The 18,693-nt window shown below is 71.9% G+C and carries 14 protein-coding genes and 1 pseudogene; 5 read left to right on the top strand and 10 right to left on the bottom strand.

Features of this window, described 5'->3' with window-relative positions:
- Positions 1 to 15 precede the first annotated feature (15 nt).
- The 3 genes from ACZ6WN_RS16045 to ACZ6WN_RS16035 all read right to left on the bottom strand — a co-directional run bounded on the left by ACZ6WN_RS16045 (position 16) and on the right by ACZ6WN_RS16035 (position 3,005).
- Entirely contained in the window at positions 16 to 1,308 is a 1,293-nt protein-coding gene (locus ACZ6WN_RS16045; protein WP_465865883.1) for a glycoside hydrolase family 3 N-terminal domain-containing protein, read from the bottom strand.
- An 87-nt stretch (positions 1,309 to 1,395) separates the two neighbouring features.
- A complete protein-coding gene (gene coaE / locus ACZ6WN_RS16040) occupies positions 1,396 to 1,986 on the bottom strand; it encodes a dephospho-CoA kinase (RefSeq protein ID WP_465865882.1) in 591 nt (196 codons plus the stop codon).
- Positions 1,987 to 2,027: 41 nt separating this feature from the next.
- Entirely contained in the window at positions 2,028 to 3,005 is a 978-nt protein-coding gene (locus tag ACZ6WN_RS16035; protein ID WP_465865881.1) for a helix-turn-helix domain-containing protein, read from the bottom strand.
- Positions 3,006 to 3,094: 89 nt separating this feature from the next.
- Here ACZ6WN_RS16035 and ACZ6WN_RS16030 point away from each other — a divergent pair, with 89 nt between their 5' ends.
- Positions 3,095 to 3,241: a hypothetical protein gene (locus tag ACZ6WN_RS16030; protein ID WP_465865880.1), complete on the top strand. Its 147-nt coding sequence runs from the start codon at positions 3,095 to 3,097 to the stop codon at positions 3,239 to 3,241.
- 69 nt (positions 3,242 to 3,310) lie between these two features.
- Here ACZ6WN_RS16030 and rpsA read toward each other — a convergent pair whose 3' ends face one another.
- Positions 3,311 to 4,792 (bottom strand): 30S ribosomal protein S1, encoded by a 1,482-nt coding sequence (gene rpsA / locus ACZ6WN_RS16025; protein WP_008361841.1) that lies wholly within the window; start codon positions 4,790 to 4,792, stop codon positions 3,311 to 3,313.
- A gap of 273 nt (positions 4,793 to 5,065) precedes the next feature.
- On the opposite strand from rpsA, the gene ACZ6WN_RS16020 reads away from it, so the two are divergent.
- Positions 5,066 to 5,953: a class I SAM-dependent methyltransferase gene (locus tag ACZ6WN_RS16020; RefSeq protein WP_465865879.1), complete on the top strand. Its 888-nt coding sequence runs from the start codon at positions 5,066 to 5,068 to the stop codon at positions 5,951 to 5,953.
- Positions 5,954 to 6,032: 79 nt separating this feature from the next.
- Here the strand turns inward: ACZ6WN_RS16020 and pgfA are convergent, their stop codons facing one another.
- On the bottom strand, positions 6,033 to 6,995 hold the full coding sequence (gene pgfA, locus ACZ6WN_RS16015) for a cell envelope lipid trafficking protein PgfA (protein WP_465865877.1): 963 nt from the start codon (positions 6,993 to 6,995) through the stop codon (positions 6,033 to 6,035).
- 110 nt (positions 6,996 to 7,105) lie between these two features.
- Between pgfA and ACZ6WN_RS16010 the strand changes: the two genes are divergently transcribed.
- Positions 7,106 to 9,028, top strand: a complete 1,923-nt coding sequence (locus ACZ6WN_RS16010) for a hypothetical protein (protein ID WP_465865876.1) — start codon at positions 7,106 to 7,108, stop codon at positions 9,026 to 9,028.
- Positions 9,028 to 10,041: pseudogene (locus ACZ6WN_RS16005) on the top strand (acyltransferase family protein); the annotation flags it as partial. The gene ACZ6WN_RS16010 and the pseudogene ACZ6WN_RS16005, both read left to right, overlap by 1 nt.
- A gap of 56 nt (positions 10,042 to 10,097) precedes the next feature.
- On the opposite strand, the gene ACZ6WN_RS16000 reads toward ACZ6WN_RS16005, so the two are convergent.
- Together ACZ6WN_RS16000 and ACZ6WN_RS15995 are read right to left on the bottom strand one after the other, a co-directional pair.
- The gene (locus tag ACZ6WN_RS16000) at positions 10,098 to 14,321 is read right to left on the bottom strand and encodes an alpha-(1->3)-arabinofuranosyltransferase domain-containing protein (protein ID WP_465865875.1); all 4,224 of its coding nucleotides are present in this window, start codon (positions 14,319 to 14,321) and stop codon (positions 10,098 to 10,100) included.
- Complete coding sequence (locus tag ACZ6WN_RS15995) at positions 14,288 to 15,073, bottom strand: class I SAM-dependent methyltransferase (protein WP_465865873.1); 786 nt, start codon at positions 15,071 to 15,073, stop codon at positions 14,288 to 14,290. Before ACZ6WN_RS15995 ends, ACZ6WN_RS16000 begins: the two co-directional genes overlap by 34 nt.
- 174 nt (positions 15,074 to 15,247) lie before the next feature.
- Between ACZ6WN_RS15995 and ACZ6WN_RS15990 the strand changes: the two genes are divergently transcribed.
- A complete protein-coding gene (locus tag ACZ6WN_RS15990; protein ID WP_465865871.1) occupies positions 15,248 to 16,366 on the top strand; it encodes a glycosyltransferase family 4 protein in 1,119 nt (372 codons plus the stop codon).
- Between the two features lie 67 nt (positions 16,367 to 16,433).
- Here the strand turns inward: ACZ6WN_RS15990 and ACZ6WN_RS15985 are convergent, their stop codons facing one another.
- The 3 genes from ACZ6WN_RS15985 to ACZ6WN_RS15975 form a co-directional block, all read right to left on the bottom strand.
- Entirely contained in the window at positions 16,434 to 16,589 is a 156-nt protein-coding gene (locus ACZ6WN_RS15985) for a hypothetical protein (RefSeq protein ID WP_465865869.1), read from the bottom strand.
- A gap of 20 nt (positions 16,590 to 16,609) precedes the next feature.
- Positions 16,610 to 18,313: an MmpA family trehalose lipid delivery protein gene (locus ACZ6WN_RS15980; RefSeq protein WP_465865868.1), complete on the bottom strand. Its 1,704-nt coding sequence runs from the start codon at positions 18,311 to 18,313 to the stop codon at positions 16,610 to 16,612.
- A gap of 9 nt (positions 18,314 to 18,322) precedes the next feature.
- Positions 18,323 to 18,693, bottom strand: a 371-nt coding sequence (locus tag ACZ6WN_RS15975; protein ID WP_465865866.1) for a hypothetical protein, incomplete at its 5' end; no start/stop codon positions are given.

Raw genomic sequence — 18,693 nt, 5'->3', positions numbered from 1 at the left:
GGGCGCAGCGAAGGGTCAGCCCTGCGAGGCGGCCTCGGAGAGTGCTGCGGAGGCCCGCTCCGCCTGCTCGCGTACGTCACCGGGCACCGGCACCGCGCCGGCGGTGCGCTGCTGCCACATCTGCATGGCGACGACCTTGGCGGCCGCGTCCTGGACGCGAGCGTGGTCGAGGCGGCCGGACCGGAGAGCCTTCACGACGCTGCGGTGGGCGGCCCTGGAGTTGGCCGGCATCAGCAGCAGGTCGGCGCCGGCCTCCAGCGCCGCCACCGAGGGCTTCTTGGTCGTGGTCGTGACCGCGCCCATGCCCAGCGAGTCGGTGACGGCGACGCCTTCGAAGCCGAGGTCGTCGCGGAGCAGGTCGTAGATCGGGGCCGCCATGCTGGCCGGCTTCCCCGGAGCCACGGCCTTGACGTCGACGTGGCTGATCATGACGGCCGGCGCGCCGGCGTCCACCGCGGCATCGAACGGCACCAGGTCGCGGCGCTTGAGCTTCTTCTTCCCGAAGTCGAGCTCCTGGAGCCCCAGGTGGGTGTCACCGGTCACCGCGCCGTGGCCCGGGAAGTGCTTGGTGGTGGAGACCAGACCGGCGGCGTTGTAGCCCTGCACGGCCGCGGAGACCGCCGTCGCGGCGATCCTCGGGTCCTCGCTCGGCGAGCGCGAGCCGATCGTCGGATCGGCAGCGCCGACGGTCACGTCGGCGACGGGCGCGAAGGCCCAGGTGAAGCCCAGGTCGCGCAGCTCGAGCGCGGTCGTCCGGGCGGCCTCGGTCGTCACCGTGACGCCCTTGCGCGGCTTGGCCTCGATGGCGTCCCCCGTGCGCGCGAACTCGGGGAACTCGGTGGCCACGCCGCGCAGGTGGGAGACGACGCCACCCTCCTGGTCGACGCCGATCACGGCCGGGAACGAGCGGCCGTCAGCCGCCACCGCGCGGGAGACCGCTGCGGTCGTCTCGCGCACCTGGGCCTCGTCGACGACGTTCTCACCGGTCACGCTGACCCCGGCGAGGTGGAGCTTGCGCACCATCTTGGCGGCCTTGGCCGGATCGGTGCCGTGGTAGCGGCCGACGATCACCTGTCCGGCGAGCCGCTTCTCGTCCCAGCCCGCGACCAGCTCGCGGGCGGTCGCCAGCTCCCCGCGCGTCGGACCCCAGGCCAGCGGCGTGGTGTCGTCCTTCGGGTCGGTCTTCGTGGTGGCAGCGGCCGGCCTGCCCGGCTCGACCTCGGCCCTGGTCGGCATCCCGACGGTCACCGCTGCCGCGCCCGCGCCGGCCGCCAGGGCCAGCACGGCCCCCGCGATCACCGGTCGCATCCAGCGCCTCGGACGACGTCGCTGATCCTCTGAATCGGTGTGCTTGCCCCCAGTCACGCGGCCGAGTATGTCAGCAACCCCCACCCGTTAACACGTTCCGGCGAGTGCGTCGTAGATCTCCCGCACCCGTTTCCGCAGGTCGTCGAGGGTGCCGGTGTTGTCGATGACGTACGTCGCCGCGGCGAGCCGGTCCTCGCGGCTGGCCTGCGCGGCGATCCGGGCGCGGGCGTCGGTCTCGCTCATCCCGCGTGCGATCGCCCGCTCGACCTGGGTCTCGACCGGGACGTCGACGACGATCACCTCGTCGAAGAAGGGCGCGTATCCCACCTCGACCAGCAGCGGGATGTCGTTGACGACCAGCTTCCCGGCCTCGCGGCCGGTCTCCTCGAGCTCCGCGGAGCGCGCCCCGACCAGCGGGTGCACGATCGCGTTGAGCCGCTCACGGGCGCCCTCGTCGGCGAAGACGATCTCTCCTACCTTGGCCCGGTCGAGCGCACCGGACTCGGTCAGCACCGAAGGCCCGAACTCCTCGACGACGGCCGCGAGCCCCGGAGTGCCCGGCTCGACGACCTCCCGGGCGATCTTGTCCGAGTCCACGATCACCGCCCCGAGCCCGGCCAGCAGCTCCGACACCGTGCTCTTCCCCGAGGCGATCCCGCCGGTGAGTCCTACGCGCATGGCCCCAACCTAATGGGGCCGCCGCCGGCGCCTCACAGCGCCTAGGCGGGCATGGCCGAGTCGAGGCCGTCGCTGCAGGCGAACCGGCGCCGGTAGGCCTGTGGCGAGAGCCCCCGCACCCGGGTGAAGTGGTGACGCAGCGCGGCGGCGTTGCCGAAGCCGACCTCGCCCGCGATCCACTCGACCGACCGGTCGGTGCGCTCCAGCATCTCCTCGGCCCGACGCACCCGCTGGGCGGTGATCCAGGCATAGGGCGTCGCCCCGGTCTCGGCGCGGAACCTGCGTGCGAACGTACGCGGCGACATCAGCACCTGCCGGGCCAGCGAGTCCACGTCGAGCTCCTCGTGGAGATGGGCCGTGATCCAGGCCAGGAGGGGACCCAGGGTCTCCGCGTCGGGCTCGGGCACGGGGTGGGAGATGAACTGCGCCTGTCCCCCGTCGCGCTGCGGCGGCACGACCATGCGCCTGGCCACCGCGGAGGCGACCGCGGCGCCGTACTCCTGGCGCCAGATGTGCAGCGCCGCGTCGAGCACGGAGGCGGTGCCGGCGCTGGTGACGATCTGGCCGGTGTCGACGTAGAGCACCTCGGGCACGACCTTCGACTCCGGGAAGCGGCGCTGCAGCTCGGTGGCGTACTTCCAGTGGGTGGTGCACTCGATCCCGTCGAGCAGGCCCGCCTCCCCCAGCGCGAAGGCGCCGGAGCAGGCGGTCAGGAACCGCGCCCCGCGGGCGTGCGCACGCAGCAGCGCATCCTTCACAGCGACGGGAAGGGTGCCGCTGGGACCGCCGAAGGCCGGGATGGCGATCAGATCGGCCTCCTCGAGGCGCTCGAGGCCGTGGGGCGCCTCGACCCCGAAGCCGAGGTTGGTGCGGACCATCCCGGCCGTCGGGGCACACACCGCGAACTCGAGGTAGGGCACCCCGTCGTCGCGCCGGTCGATGGCGAAGGCCTCGCAGACCGCACCGAACTCGAAGGGGGCGACACCGTCCCAGATCACCGCAGCCACGTTCCTAAGCACCTCAGAAGGGTGCCAGTTGGCAGGAAATCACGCAACTTAGGCATTTCTGCCAATGTGGCAGGAATACCTGGTAGCGAAGAATTACTGCCATGAACACAGCACTCATCGTCCTCATCGCCCTGCTCGCCGTCGCCGCCTACGCCACGTTCGCCGTTGTCCACGGAGACCGCCCCAAGGCCGCTCCCCGGTCCCACGCCATCGACCCGGACTTCCAGCCCGCGGCCAGGCTCCCCTAGAAAGCCGAATGCCCGGCCCCTCGAAAGGGGCCGGGCATTCGCGCGTTTTCAGAGCGTCAGCTCAGGCGTTCACTGACCGCCGGTCAGCTTCTCGCGAAGAGCCTGCAGCGCCTCGTCGGAGGCGAGGGAGCCGCCCTCGTCCTCGGAGACGGTCTCGTCGACCGAGCCACCCGAGGAGTAGGAGGTGGCCTCGCCGGCCTCGGCAGCCTTCTCGGCGGCCTCCTGCTGCTGCTTGATGTGGGCCTCCCAGCGAGCGTGGGCCTGAGCGTACTGCTCCTCCCACTTCGCGCGCTGCTCGTCGTAGCCCTCGAGCCACTCGCCCGTCTCCGGGTCGAAGCCCTCGGGGTAGATGTAGTTGCCCTGGTCGTCGTAGGTCGCCGGCATGCCGTAGAGCGTCGGGTCGAACTCCTCGACGTCGGTCGAGGTGACCGTCTCGTTGGCCTGCTTGAGCGAGAGCGAGATGCGACGACGCTCGAGGTCGATGTCGATGATCTTGACCATGACGTCGTCGTTGACCTGGACGACCTGCTCGGGGATCTCCACGTGGCGCTCGGCCAGCTCGGAGATGTGCACCAGGCCCTCGATGCCCTCCTCGACGCGGACGAACGAACCGAACGGCACCAGCTTGGTGACCTTACCCGGGACGATCTGGCCGATCTGGTGGGTGCGGGCGAAGTGCTGCCACGGGTCCTCCTGGGTCGCCTTCAGCGACAGGGAGACACGCTCGCGGTCCATGTCCACGTCGAGAACCTCGACGGTGACCTCGTCACCGACGGTGACGACCTCGGACGGGTGGTCGATGTGCTTCCAGGACAGCTCCGAGACATGGACGAGACCGTCGACGCCGCCGAGGTCCACGAACGCACCGAAGTTGACGATCGAGGAGACGACACCCTTGCGGATCTGACCCTTCTGGAGCTGGGTCAGGAAGCCGTGGCGAACCTCGGACTGGGTCTGCTCGAGCCAGGCACGGCGCGAGAGGACCACGTTGTTGCGGTTCTTGTCGAGCTCGATGATCTTGGCCTCGAGGGTCTGACCCACGTAGGGCTGCAGGTCGCGGACGCGACGCATCTCGACGAGGGAGGCCGGGAGGAAGCCACGCAGGCCGATGTCCAGGATGAGACCACCCTTGACGACCTCGATGACCGCGCCCTCGACGACGCCGTCCTCCTCCTTGACCTGCTCGATCGTGCCCCAGGCGCGCTCGTACTGCGCGCGCTTCTTGGACAGGATCAGGCGGCCTTCCTTGTCCTCCTTCTGGAGCACCAGGGCCTCGACCTTGTCGCCGACCTCGACAACCTCGGACGGGTCGACGTCGTGCTTGATCGAGAGCTCGCGCGACGGGATGACACCTTCGGTCTTGTAACCGATGTCGAGCAGGACCTCGTCCCGGTCGACCTTGACGATGACACCGTCCACGATGTCGCCGTCGTTGAAGTACTTGATGGTCTCGTCGATCGCGGCGAGGAAGTCCTCTTCCGACCCGATGTCGTTGATCGCGACCTGAGGCGCGTCGTAGTCGGGAAGAGGAATGTTGAGCGTGCTCGTCATAAGGGAGGTGGTTTCCTTGGGTGGACAGATATCGTCGGGTCACACACGTCTGAGATCTCAGGTCGGCAGCCCCTCGCCGGCACCAGCACAACAGGCTTCGTCGCCCGGTGTGAGCCGGCAGCCGAGGTAGCAAGCCAAGGTCCTCTAGGTCCGGGACCTCGGCAGACTTCAGACGCAGTTTCTTAGCCTACGCTCCCGCCACAGGCCCCGTCCAACTGTCGAGGCCCGTTGCCGCATTCCCGGGTTCAGGCTGGGAGGCATACCCTGTAGAGCGTGGACCAAGCCATCAGCCCGGTCGTTCGACCGGAGGCGCCCATCGATCCCTTCGGCGCGATCGAAACCATCGGAACGACCGGCCCCGTGGTCAGAGCGGAGCGGCGTACGGTCAGCGAGGCCGAGTCGCGCCGCGCGAACGGCCCCGACTGGGACCGCTACGCCGACGAGTACCAGGCCACCCACGGACCTTTCCTCGGCGAGGCCGGGTTCGTCTGGGGGCCGGAGGGCCTGACGGAGGCCGATCTCGGCATCCTCGGCGACATCGCCGGCAAGGACGTGCTCGAGCTCGGCTCCGGCGCCTGTCAGTGCTCCCGATGGGTGAACACCCAGGGCGGACGCGCGATCGGGCTGGACCTCTCGGGCCGCCAGCTCCAGCACTCCCGGCGCCTCGACGAGCAGACCGGCGTGGTCGTCCCCGCGGTGCAGGCCACCGCCACGGACCTGCCCTTCGCCGACGGCTCCTTCGACGTGGTCTTCTGCTCCTTCGGGGCGCTGCAGTTCGTCAGCGACATCGCCCACGCGCTCGCCGAGACCGCCCGCGTCCTGCGACCCGGCGGTCGCTTCGCGTTCTCGATCACCCACCCGACGCGGTGGATGTTCCCCGACGACCCCGGCCCCGAGGGCCTCATCGCTGCGCAGTCCTACTGGGACCGCACCCCCTACGTCGAGGTCGACGACGAGACCGGCGAGGTGTCGTACGTCGAGCACCACCGCACCCTCGGCGACTGGGTCTCGCTGCTGGCCGGTGCCGGGTTCCGGATCACCGACCTGGTCGAGCCCGAGTGGCCCGAGGACCACGAGCGGGTCTGGGGCGGCTGGTCGCGCACCCGGGGGCTGCTGACTCCCGGGACCGCGATCTTCGGCGCAGACCTGACGAGCAGCTAGCCCCTCAGGAAGCCGAACGCGGGCCCGGGAGCTGTCAGCTCCCGGGCCCGCGTTCGTCGACGCTGTTGTGGGCTGCGCCTCAGGCGTCGACCAGCGTGCGGTCGTCCGCGGCGGCGTGGGAGCCACCGTTGGGCTTGCGGCCGCGCAGGACCAGCCAGAGGCCGATCAGCAGGAAGATCAGGCCGACGACGAGGCCGCCGACGGGGATCCAGGTGCCGATCAGGTTGAGCTGGGCGATGTTGGCCTTGGCGTCCTCGGCGTTCTTGGAGACGGTCTCGTCGGAGTAGCTCATCTCGGCGTCGACGAGCACCAGGCCGCTGCTGGTGACCATCTTCTGGGTGGCGCTCTGGTCGATGTAGGAGCCGGTGGTGGGCTCGACGTAGATCGTCTGGGTGGCCTCGTAGGTGCCCCGGACGTCGTCCTCGGTGTCGGTCTCCTCGTCGTCGCCCGGCGAGAGGATCGCGTCGTCGGAGGTCGCGTTGACCTCGTACTGGTAGGTCTTGACACCCTTGATCTCGACGTCGTCGACGTACTTGGCGACGACGGTGCTGCCGAGGGTGCCGTCCCAGTACTCGTAGTCGTGGCGCTGGGTGTCGAACGGGAACTTGCCGGCCAGGCCCTTCATCCCGGGGACGGCCTGCTCCTCACCGACGTACTTGGCCTGGTCCTCGACGACCTCGGAGGTCTTGCGGTCCATGGCGTAGGCACGGGTGGTCACGAGCACCGCGCGCTCGTCCTGCTCGGGGTCGAGGCAGGGCGGCGGGTTGTTCTCCTGGATCACGATGCAGCCGGCCTCGATGAAGACGACCACGTCGTCGGTCGAGTCCTTCGGCGCCGCCTCGGTGGTCCGGGTGTACTTCACCGGAACTGGGGTATCCGACTTGGCCAGCGCGCCGCTGGCAGTGCCGTCCAGAACGGTCGTGGTGTCGACGTTGAGCGGCACGGTCGCCGCGGCGTCCCGGCCCCAGAAGCCCGCTACCGCGGCGGCGACCAGCGCAAACGCGCCGACCAGCAAGAAGACGTAACCAATCACTCTTCGCATGTTTTTGCCCCTCCCAAGGCCTCAGTTCCCCCCTCGATCCGCGAACCGTAGCAGCAATACCCGGATAGGTGTGCAACGGGTCACAAACTGCTGTGCGACACTTCCTCTTCGTGTCCACTCCCGATTCCACCACCACCGCTGCCGGGCACACCGGCGGGCCAGCCGACGCGCCCGCTGCCGACGGCTTCCTGACGACTCCCAGAAGTGTCGTCGCGGCCGCGCTCGCCCTGATCGTGGCCCAGCTCGCCTTCCGTGCGTGGGCGCTGAGCGGCTCGTGGTACCGCTTCGACGACGCCAACTTCATGTCCAAGCTGATGTCGGACGGGCTCTCGGCCGACCTGCTCTTCCATGGCTTCGCCGGACACCTGATGCCGGGCGCGTTCGCGCTGACGGCCTACAACTTCGGCCTGGACCCGTACGCCTGGGCTTACCCGGCCGTCGAGCTCCTGGTGCTGCAGGCGATCGCGAACCTGGGCGCACTGGTCTTCCTCTGCTCCGCGTTCGGGAAGCGGCGCGGGATCCTGCCGCCGCTGGTGCTGTTCCTGTTCTCCTCGATCAGCCTGCCGGCGTTCCTGTCCTGGGGTCCCGGGATCACCCAGCTGCCGTTCCTCGCCGCGATCTTCTGGGGTTCGTGGGCACACCTGAACTACCTGCGTACGCGGCGGTTCCGCTGGGCCCTGCTGACGATGCTCATAACGCTGGCCGCGATCGCCTTCGGCGAGAAGGCGATGCTGCTGTTCTGGCCCTACGCCGTGCTGGCCCTCGGCTGGTTCGCCACCGGCGACATCCTGACCCGGATGAGGACGATCCTGGGCCGCTACCTGCCCGGCGTGCTCCTCTACGGGGTCGTCTCGATCGGCTCCGTGGTCGCCTACCTCACGCTGGGCGCGGGATCGTCGAAGGCGTCGGGAACCTCCGACGCCAACGGGTTCGCGCTGGTCGCCCAGCGGTTCCTCTTCGAGTCGTGGGCGCCCGGCGTGGTCGGCGGGCCGCTGCGCTGGACGTGGCTGGAGGGCAACTCGGCCGGCTGGGCCGAGCCCGGCGCTGTGGTCTCGGTGCTCGCCGTCGTTGTGCTGGCGCTGCTGACCTACGAGCTCGCGCGCACCCGCTCGATCGCGCTGCGGGCCTGGTGGCTGGTCGGCGGCATCCTCGTCCTCGACATCGCGCTGATCAGCGCCATCCGGGCCGGCGGGGTAGGCGCCGACATCGCTCTCGCCTACCGCTACCTGACCGACACGATCGCGGTCACCGCGATGGCGCTCGCGCTGGCCACGCTGCCGTTGCGCGGGGCGGTCGAGACGCTCACCCCGACGCGCAGGTCTGCGTTCCTCGACGAGCCCAAGCGGGTGGCCGTGGCCACCGCGATCCTCGCGGCGCTGGGGCTCTTCTCGTCCTACTCCTACGCCCAGGGCTGGCACGAGGACGACAACACCCGGCGCTACATCGACACCGTCCGCGCCGATCTGGCCGACGTCGAGGAGCCGCTGCCGATGGCTGACGGGCCGGTGCCCGAGTGGATGGTCTGGGGCGCGTCCCACCCCTACAACCAGGTGAGCCGGGTGCTGCGGCCGCTCTCGGACAAGATGGCGTTCCCCCGGGCCAGCACCGACAATCTCTACATGGTCGACAAGGACGGTCACATCCGGCCGGCGCTGGTCGACCCCGAGCGACGCTCGGTCGGCGCTGTCGACCCGACGCCGAGCCTGGACCAGTGCCCGCTGCGGGTGCGGCAGACGCCGCTCCAGGTCGGCCTGGACGGCGGCGTCGACGGTGCCGGGTGGTGGGTCCGGATCGCGTACGTGGCCGCCGACGGGGACGCGGGCCGGATGCGGGTGACCGCCGGCGACCACTCCTACGACGTCGAGGTCGAGCCTGGGTTCCGCAGCCTCTACCTGCGTACCGGTGAGGGACGCTTCGACAGCATCGGCTTCCAGAGCCTGACGCCGGGATCGAAGCCGTGCCTGGGTGGCATCGAGGTCGGCAGCGTGGTGCCCTTCGGCGACCCGATCTCGGGTCCTGAGGGGGACGGGTGATGACCGGCCGACGCGAGATCGACCGCCGGTTCCTCACGCTCGACGCGCTGCGCGCCGTCGGGGCGCTGATGGTGGTGCTGACCCACGTCGGGTTCCACACCGGCCGCTACCCGCAGGGGTGGACCGGGGCGATGCTCGCCCACTTCGACCTCGGCGTGGCGCTCTTCTTCGTGGTCTCCGGGTTCCTGCTGGCCAGGCCGTGGTTCGCGGCCAGCGCCGCCGGAGCCCCGCCGCCGAGCACCGGACGCTACCTGTGGAAGCGGGCGCTGCGGATCCTGCCGCTCTACTGGGTCGTCGTGGCCGTCTGTCTGCTCGCGGCGCCCGCGAACTCCGACGTCGGTGTCGGCGGCTGGATCGCCAACCTGACCCTGACCCAGATCTACACCCAGGACACCCACGCCTACGGCCTGGCCCACATGTGGAGCCTGTGCACCGAGGTCGCCTTCTACCTCGCGCTGCCGCTGGTGGTGCGGCTGCTGACGCCGCGCAACCGCCTGGACCTGCGCCGCGTGCTGATCGGCTCGCTGCTGCTCTCGATCGGTGGCGTGGCCTTCTCAGCCGGCGCCCGGACCTGGTTCGAGCAGCCGTTCGCGGCCGAGTGGCTGCCGGCGTACCTGCCCTGGTTCCTGGCCGGCACCGCGCTCGCGGCCTGCTCGGTCGACCCGGGCATGCGGGCGCGGTTGGACGCGGCGGCCCGGGACCTGACCGGCTGGTGGCTGCTGGCCCTGGGGCTCTTCGTCGCGGCCTGCACCCCGATCACCGGGCCGACCGGGCTGGTCGACGCGCCCACGCCGGCCGAGTCGGCGCTCAAGTGCGTTCTCTACGGCGCGGTCGCGGTGTGCGTCATCTTCCCGCTGGTCTTCGGGCCCGAGCTCGAGGGGCCCGTACGCCGCTGGCTCGCCGGTCCGCTGCCCAGCGCGCTGGGCGAGATCTCCTACGGGGTCTTCTCGATCCACATGTTCGTGCTGCTGATGGGCATGGAGCTGCTCGGTTTCGGCACCTTCAACGACCGTTTCTGGACGGTCCTGGCGATGACGGTCGCGGTCACCATTCCGGTCGCGGCGCTGTCCTACGTCTTCTTCGAGCGCCCGATGATGCGGCTGCGCGGCTGGCGTCCCTCCGGGCGCCGACCCGAGCGGCGAGCGGAGCCCAACTCCGCCTCGGCACCGGGGGTCACCGAGGCGGCCGCGGCGACCAGCACGACCGCGACCAGCGAGAGCGCCTGAGCCGTCCAGGCGGGCGGGTCCCAGGGCAGGTCCCAGGCGGTCGGGAGGATCTCGACGGCCAGGGCCCCGGCGAGCAGCGCCGCACCGGACCCGGCGGCCAGGAGGCGTACGAGACCGGGCCGGCGGCCCAGGAGGCGCGGCAGCAGCCAGGCCACCACCGCGGCCAGGGCTCCCCACCAGCCGGCGAGCAGGCCGGCGACCAGGACGAGCACGCCGCCGTCGTACCAGCGCCACGGCGCGGCCTCGGGGAACAGCTCCAGGCTGGGTGGGGTGCCGCGACGGCGCCATGAGGTCACCAGCGCGAGCGCCAGGACCAGGACCGCGCCGCCGGCACCGGCGAACAGCCCGGCACGGTAGGTGGCCTCGGGGGCGAAGCCGAAACGTACCTCTCCCTCGGTGCCGGCGGGCACGATCCAGCCCTGCTGCCAGCCGTCGACCCGCTGGGCCCGCAGGACCTTGCCGTCCAGGGTCGCGGTCGCGCCGGTGTTGATGTTCTGCGGGAGCACGAGGACCCGGTCGTAGGCCTCGGCGGAGACCGTCGCCGAGACCGCGGCGTCGCGCTCGTCGCGCTCCACCTCGACCGCCTCCGGCGACTCCGCGTCCGCGATCACCTCCGCGCTGAGCTCGAGGCTGTCCACGCGGAGCGCCTGCACGGGCTCGGCGAGCAGGGTGTTCTCCCCCGCGGTCAGGTTGATCGGGGCCGTACCGCAGACCTTCAGCGGCAGCTCGCCGCCGCGCAGCAGGTCGGAGAGCGACCCGTGGACCGAGGTACGCAGCACCCGCTCGCCCACGCGGATACGGGGCCCGTCGGCGCAGCCGGCCCGCAGCGTCCCGTCGCCGAGCGGACGGTCGTTGACCTCCAGCTCGGAGATGCCGGCGGGCAGCTCGGTCGCGTCGGCCATGCTGGAGGGCTGGTCGTAGGCGGCTTCGGTCTCGGTGATCCGGATCCGGAGGCGGTCGGTGCGCCAGCCGCCCGGGACCGCGACCCCGCCGTTGGCACGGACCTCGCGGGTGACGGTGCGCTTGGGCCGGCGCAGGTCGGTGACCTCGACCTCGGTGGGGACGCTGACGGGGGCGGCGTCGTCGACCACGAGCCGCAGCGACCTGATCCGCTGCCGCTCGGGCAGCTCGAGGGTGATGTCGGCCGGATCGGTCGACGGAGCCCGCCAAGAGGTGCCCTCGTCGCCGTCGACCATGGCGAGCTCCGACTGGGCGATGTCGCCGCTGCTCGGGGCGGTGATGTCGACGCCGGCGAGCTCGGCCGCCGCGGCGGCGTAGGCGTGGTCGCGACGCAGCGACACCGTCCCGCTGACGTCGAACGTCTGCCCGCGGGTGAGGGTGACGAGCCGGTCCAGGTCGTCGCCGTCGTCGCCGGTGGCGGCCAGGAACGGCTCGCAGTAGAGCACCCCGTCCTGGTCGATACAGCCGCTGCGGTCGGTGTCGCGGCCGAGCCGGATCTTGCGGATCGTGGCGTCCTGCGGCGGTTCGGGCAGCGCGACCAGGCGCTGGGCCTCGACTCCCTCGATGTCGAGCTCGCTGATCCCCCACGGCCCGTAGGCGGTGGCGCCGCGAGCGGTGATGGTGAGGTTGCGCGCGCTGAACCCGGTGAGGTCGTACGTCGCCTCCTCCCCCGGCTGCGGGGCGTAGACCTTGCGCATCTGGGCGCCGGCGACGAGCTCGAGCCGCTCGACCCCGACGACGTTCGCGGGCAGCGTGACGGTGACCTTGCCGAGGTCGGTCTCGTCCTCGAACCGCACCCGGAGCCAGGCTCCCTCGGGGTTGTGGTCCCATCCGGTCTCGGTGCGCCAGGCGGTGTCGGGATCGCCGTCCAGGGCCGCCGAGGGCGCCCGGCCGCGGTCGACGGGGACCTCGTCCGGGGTCGCCGCCGAGCTGGAGGCCTCCACGGCCTCGACCCCGCGCCAGACCACGGTGCTCTGCCACCGCTCCTGGTCCTCCAGGTAGCGGTGGAAGCTCTCGGGCTTGTCGGAGTCGACGCCCTCCTCGGCGGTGCGGGTCGCGGAGGAGTTGGCGCGGACGCCGGAGAAGAGGGTCGTGCGCCGCCGCTGGCCGTCGGTCAGGATGACGTCGGCGCGTTCCTCGGTCCCGTCGGCGGTGGACCGGGTGTCGTCGGCGGTCAGCACCGCCGGTGCGCCGCTGGCGGGCTCGCCGGGGTCACCCATCACGGTCGTCCGTGCGGGGATCAGGGTGGCGCCGGACTCGGCGTCGTCGACCTCGTAGATCTCGATCGGGGGGTACTCCCCGGCCAGTCCCCCGTCGACGAGGACACGGGTGCCCTTCTCGCGGTGGAAGGTGGTGTTGCCGAACTCGGTGCCGAAGCTCTCCTCCCGGGTCAGCCCCGGCGACTGGGCGAGCGTGGCGTGCACCAGCGAGGGCGGTGGGGCGCCGGTGGTGCCCCAGTGCAGGTCGTTGCGCACCAGCAGCCTGGTCACGCCGGCCTTGGCCAGCATCGGCGCGAGGTCCGCGCTGGGGGTGCCGCGCTCGATCTCCTCGGTGACCCGGTCGAGCCAGACGACGTTGCCGGGCTCGGCCAGCGGCACCACGCCGCGTACGGCCCAGCGGGAGTCGGCGTAGGGCTGCAGGACCTCGTCGTGGGTGCTGCCCCACAGGTAGTCGCCGAACCGCGCGGCCGGGACCACGAGCGTCACCCCGCCGTCGTCGTTCTCGGAGAGGTAGTCGGCGGCATCGGTCCAGAAGCTCGGCACGTTCTCGATCGACCCGGGAGGCGGCACCTGGCCGCGGACCCACGGCACCGCCAGGCCGGCCAGGGAGGCGACCACGGCGATGACGAACACCCTCCGCAGCCACTGCGCGGCCTTCGTGCTGGCGCCCGAGGCCCGCGCGAGCTCGGCGCGGAACAGGATGGTCTCGACGGTGAGCACGACCCCGGCGGCGAGCCCGAGGCGGAGCACGGCGTCGTACTTGTGGCTGTTGCGCACCGCGGCCAGGGCGCCGTCGACGAGGTCCTGCCGGGTCTCGGCTCCCCAGCCGGCCAGCGCGCCGGTGTAGCCGATCCCGACCAGGACGACGCCGGCCAGCACGCAGCCGATGAGGAACCGGCTCTCCGGGTGGCGGCGCGCCCGGCCCACCCCGGCCAGCCCGGCGAGCCCGATGGCGACGACGGCGGCCGCGTCCAGGACCAGGTAGGGCGTGGCGTGCAGGCTCTGTCCGGCCGGGTAGTAGAGCGGGTCGGCGTAGGCGACCCAGTCGGAGGTGCCGAGCAGCGTCGGCAGGAGGCCCGTGGTCGAGGCGGTGACCGCGGCGGTCTCGATGTAGTCGAGGAAGGGCGGGATGTAGCGGCCCTGGAGCACGAGCGGGATCGTCCACCACAGGGTGGCGAGGACGGTGAACACACCCCACAGCGCCAGCGCGGCGAAGCGACGGGCGCCGGTTCGGGTCAGCAGGAAGACCACACCCGGGACCAGCACCGCCGAGACCGCGGTCGCGTTGACGCCGCCCGCGCAGGCGACGGCGAGCGCGGCCACGGCGCACCAGCGCACCAGGTCCTTCGTCGTGGTGGTGCCGCTGGCCCGGATGACGGCGAGCAGCACCCACGGCGCGACCGCGGTCGGCCACAGCTCGGCCGAGTTGGCGCCCAGGATGGTCATCACGCGTGGCGTCAGGACGTACGCGGCGGCACCCGCGACCTGCGCCCACGGCCGCCCCAGCCGCAGCTCCCGGGCCACCGCCAGGACCCCGAGGAACGCCAAGTTGAGCAGCAGCGCCCACCAGAGCCGCTGGATCACCCACTCCGGCAGCTGCGCCAGCTGGCCCAGACCGTAGAACGGGCCCATCGGCCACAGGTAGCCGATCGCCTGGTTCTGCACCTGGCCGAAGGCGCCCTGGGCGTCCCACATGTTCAGCGCCCGGGCCAGGAAGGCCCACGGGTCGGCGCTCAGGTCGAACTTGGTGTCCGCGACGATCCGGCCCGGGGCCTGGGTGAACGTGATCGCGGTCAGGATCGCGACGTAGGCGGCGACCCGGAGTCTGGAGGTGGCGCTGGGTGGATCCGGGGTCACGTCTTGCGGAGCACGAGCAGGAGGTTCCATGAGAGCACCTCCCTCACCACCGGGACCCGCATCAGCCACGCCGCCCACGCCGGGTGGTAGCGCGGGACCGCGGCCAGGATCTCGGCGTTGCCGGCCCGGCGCTGGGCGCGCGCCCAGCGCAGCCCGGCCGACGCGGTCGCGGCGTACATCGACTCGCCGAACCTGTTCTTGGGCTCGTGGCCGTGCTTGCGCAGGTAGCGGCGGCGCGCGAAGCGGCCGCCGAGCAGGTGCCACGGGCTGGTCTCATGACCGCCCCACGGGCCCCACCACAGCGTGTAGGAGCAGAAGACGACACCACCGGGCTTGGTGACCCGGAGCATCTCGTCGAGCATGGCGGCCGGGGTCGGGACGTGCTCGAGCACGTTGGAGGAGTAGCAGGCGTCGACCGAGCCGGTGCGGACCGGCAGCCGCATCCCGTCGCCCAGCATGCTGCCCTCGGCGACGATCCCGGCGCCCTGCATCTCACCGGCGTCGGCGTCGAGCGCGAGGTAGGTCGCGCCGGCCCTCATGAAGGCGTCGCGGAAGTAGCCCGGACCACCGCCGACGTCGAGCAGGACGGTGCCCTCGAGCGTCTCGCCGTCGGTGTAGTGCGCCAGCTGACCGACGGAGTCTGCGGCCAGGGCGGTGTAGAAGCGTGCCGGGTCGGTCTGCTCGACGCGGAAGTCGCTGAAGAGACGTACGGAGCGCCCGAGCGTCGCCTTCCAGCCGTTGCCGGCGGCGGCGTCGCGCTGGGAGTCGAGGAGGTTCGGCACGGCGGGAACCCTAACCGATTACCCCAACGGGTGTGCATTTGATCACGAAATGTCCTACTCTCCAGTAACTGCGTTGCCCCTGGGGAGGGAGCACTCAGCAGCGGGGAACTGCGAGATTCAGGGGAGCACCGTATTTTGCGCGCCAACGAGGGAGCGCAGCTGAACGGCGGCCACGTGGCCGTGTTCAGCTGGCGCGATGCTGACAACCCTGAGGCCGGTGGGGCCGAGCACTACCTCCACCAGATCACCGCCGGGCTGGTCGAGGCCGGAGCGCGGGTGACGGTCTTCACCGCGGCCTACCCGGGCGCCTCCGCTCGGGAGTCGCGTGACGGCATCCGTTACGTACGCCGCGGCGGCAAGCTCAGCATCTACCTGTGGGGCGTGCTGCTGCTGGCGCTGGGCCGGCTGGGCCCGATCGGCCGCGTCGACGCCGTCATCGACGTGCAGAACGGGCTCCCGTTCTTCACCCCGCTCGGCACCCGGGCGCCGGTCACCGTGCTCGTCCACCACGTCCACCGCGAGCAGTGGCCGGTCGTCTACCCCGGGCTGTCCGGGCGGATCGGCTGGTGGGTCGAGTCCTGGCTCGCACCGCGGCTCTACCGCCGCAAGCAGTACGTCGCGGTCTCCCGCGCCACCCGGGCCGAGCTGGCCACGCTCGGCGTCGACCCCGCCCGGGTCGCGGTCGTGCACAACGGCGCCGCGCCGGCCCTGAGCGATCGGCCGGCGAAGACCGAGCACCCCTCCATCTGTGTCGTCGGGCGGCTCGTGCCGCACAAGCGGGTCGAGCTCGCCGTCGACGCGGCGGTGGCGCTGCGCGCCTCCTACCCGGACCTGAGGCTGAGCATCGTGGGCGGCGGCTGGTGGGCCGACGAGCTGGCTGCGTACGTCTCCCGGATGGGGGCCGAGGACTTCGTCGAGATGCTGGGGCACGTCGACGAGGAGACCAAGGAGGCCGTCTACGAGCGCTCCTGGCTGATGGCGCTGCCGTCACTGAAGGAGGGCTGGGGCCTGGTGGTCACCGAGGCGGCGCAGCACGGCACCCCGACGGTCGCCTTCCGCGACGCGGGCGGCACCACCGAGTCGATCGACGACGGCGAGTCCGGGGTGCTGGTCGATGACCAGGCCGGGTTCGTGGCCGCGCTCGACCACCTGCTCGGCGACGAGATCCGCCGCAAGGAGCTGGCCGAGGGCGCCCGCTGGCACGCGCGCAAGCACACCTGGGAGCAGAGCCAGCTCAACTTCAACGCCGTGCTCGCCTCCGCGCTGCAGGGGCACGTGGTCGGCGCGGACTGAGCTGTCGTCCTGAGGACGGAGAAGGGGCCCGGCGGATCACCGCCGGGCCCCTCTCAGTTTGTCGCGCTCAGTCGTTCGTGCCGTACTGAACCGTCGACTCAGAGACGCTCGGAGGATTCTCGACGGTGTCGTCCGTGCTGCTGGTGACGACTCCGACGATGGTCGCTGCGGCGACTCCGCCGCCGACAAGAATGCTGGCGACGATGGCAATGATGTTGCCCATGGATATGTGACCTCCCTCTCCTAGCGGCGAACTCTAACAGCCGGCCGGCGAACAATACTGATCAGTAGCAGAACTGTTGATGTTGTGGCTCCGAGCCAGGCCAGGCCGTACGCCACCCACGCGAGGGCCACCGCCGTCAGCGTCACCGGACCGATCGCGTGCCCGCCCATCGGGGTCGCCTCCCCCGGCAGCCGCTGCAGGAGCAGGTCGCCGTCGTCGTGGACCGTCTCGCCGGCCACCTGCGACGCCTCGCCCGCGGTGCGGTCGGTGATGACGTACGCGATCCCGAGGCGGCTCAGCTCGGCCGCCCGTGCCTCGGGGTCCGGTGCGGCCAGGGCCTCGGCGGCCGCGGCCGCGCGTGGGTCCTCGCCCGCGATCGTGGTCGTGCCGATGACGAGGTCGCCGTTGATCACGCTCGCCCGGGGCAGCATCCTCGGCAGCGGGTCCAGGACCGGGCGACGACCGTTCCAGGCCGCGGCCCGGTACGCCGACCAGGGCAGGACGAGTACGTCCCCCGGCGCCGTCTCCTCGGCGAGCGCCGCGCCGGCACGTTGCCAGGATGACGGGTAGTCGGCCGTGCCGATGCCTCCGGACAGGCCCCAGGCCGCGTCGGGGAGCACGGCGATCGGGGCAAGGACCACGACGACGGCTGCGGCCCATCGGGGTGCGGTGCCGTGAAGCCGCTCACGTAGCACGTCGACCCCGGCACCGGCAGTCATGACGAGCAGCGGCAGGCACAGCGGAAGCAGGCGGCTGCTGTCCCTCAGCAGCGCGAGACCGGGGAGGTCCTGGGCCAGGGCCTCGAGCGCCTGCGGTGCGGCCCAGCCGGCGACCGCGACCGCCATCCCGGCCACCCACAGCGCCAGGATCGCGGTGCGCTGGCTCTCCGACGTCCACCACCGCCTCAGGCCGGCACCGGCCAACGCCACCAGGAGCACCAGGGCCACCCAGGCCAGCCAGCCCTCGCGGCTCGCGGGGACGACCGAGGTGTTCCAGATCCCGCCGAGCGTGAGGGCTGCCAGCGGCGCGGGCAGGGCGTCGCCTCGCAGCGCGAAGACCTCGAACCCGGCGGCGGAGGCCGCCTCCGCCGCGTGCGCCAGACCGGTGACCACCCAGGGCGCGTTGACCGCGGCCACCGTGGCGAGCAGCCGGACCGGCCGCCGGCCCCGGCGCAGGCCGGTCGCGAGCAGCACCGCGGCCGACACGATCCCCGCGCTGGCGCTCAGGCTCCCTACGAGCAGCACCGGGAGCATCCACACCGGGCTGGGCCCGATCGAGCCGGGCTCGCTCGCAGCCCGGCGGCGGCCGGCCAGCACCAGCCAGGGCACCGCGGCATAGGCCAGCAGCATCGGCCAGTGGCCCATCCACAGCCGCTCGGCGACGTACGGGCTCCACACGGTCAGGCTCACCACCGCCAGCCGCGCGGCGAGAGAACGCTCGCGCACCAGCTCCGCGGCCCCCGCCCCGGCGAGCACCAGCGCCCCCACCAGCACGAGCTTCTGCAGCACCAGACCCGGCACGATCTCGTCCAGCACCGCGACGACGGCGTCCGAGGGCACCGCCCGCGGCAACCCCGTCCCCAGCCCGAGCACATCCCTGGTCAGCGCGAGATCCGGCACCCACACCATGTCGTAGCTGAGCACGAACCCCGACCCCAGCGCCGGCCCCAGCATCAGCACCGCGAGCACGCCCGCCCACACCGTAGGCACCACCCGCTCGCTCACGCGGCAACCCTACCCAGCCGAGACGTCACCCCCGTCGGCCGAGACGTCACCCCGGTCGGCCGAGACGGCACGCGCGTCGGCCGAGACGGCACGCGCGTCGGCCGAGACGGCACGCGCGTCGGCCGAGACGGCACGCGCGTCGGCCGAGACGGCACGCGCGTCGGCCGAGACGGCACGCGCGTCGGCCGAGACGGCACGCGCGTCGGTCGAGGCGGCACGCGCGTCGGCCGAGACGGCACGCGCGTCGGCCGAGACGGCACGCGCGTCGGCCGAGACGGCACGCGCGTCGGCCGAGACGGCACGCGCGTCGGCCGAGACGGCACGCGCGTCGGCCGAGACGGCACGCGCGTCGGCCGAGACGGCACGCGCGTCGGCCGAGA

The sequence above is a fragment of the Nocardioides sp. NPDC054178 genome (assembly GCF_055585005.1).
This window is presented reverse-complemented; position numbering and strand designations above follow the sequence as displayed.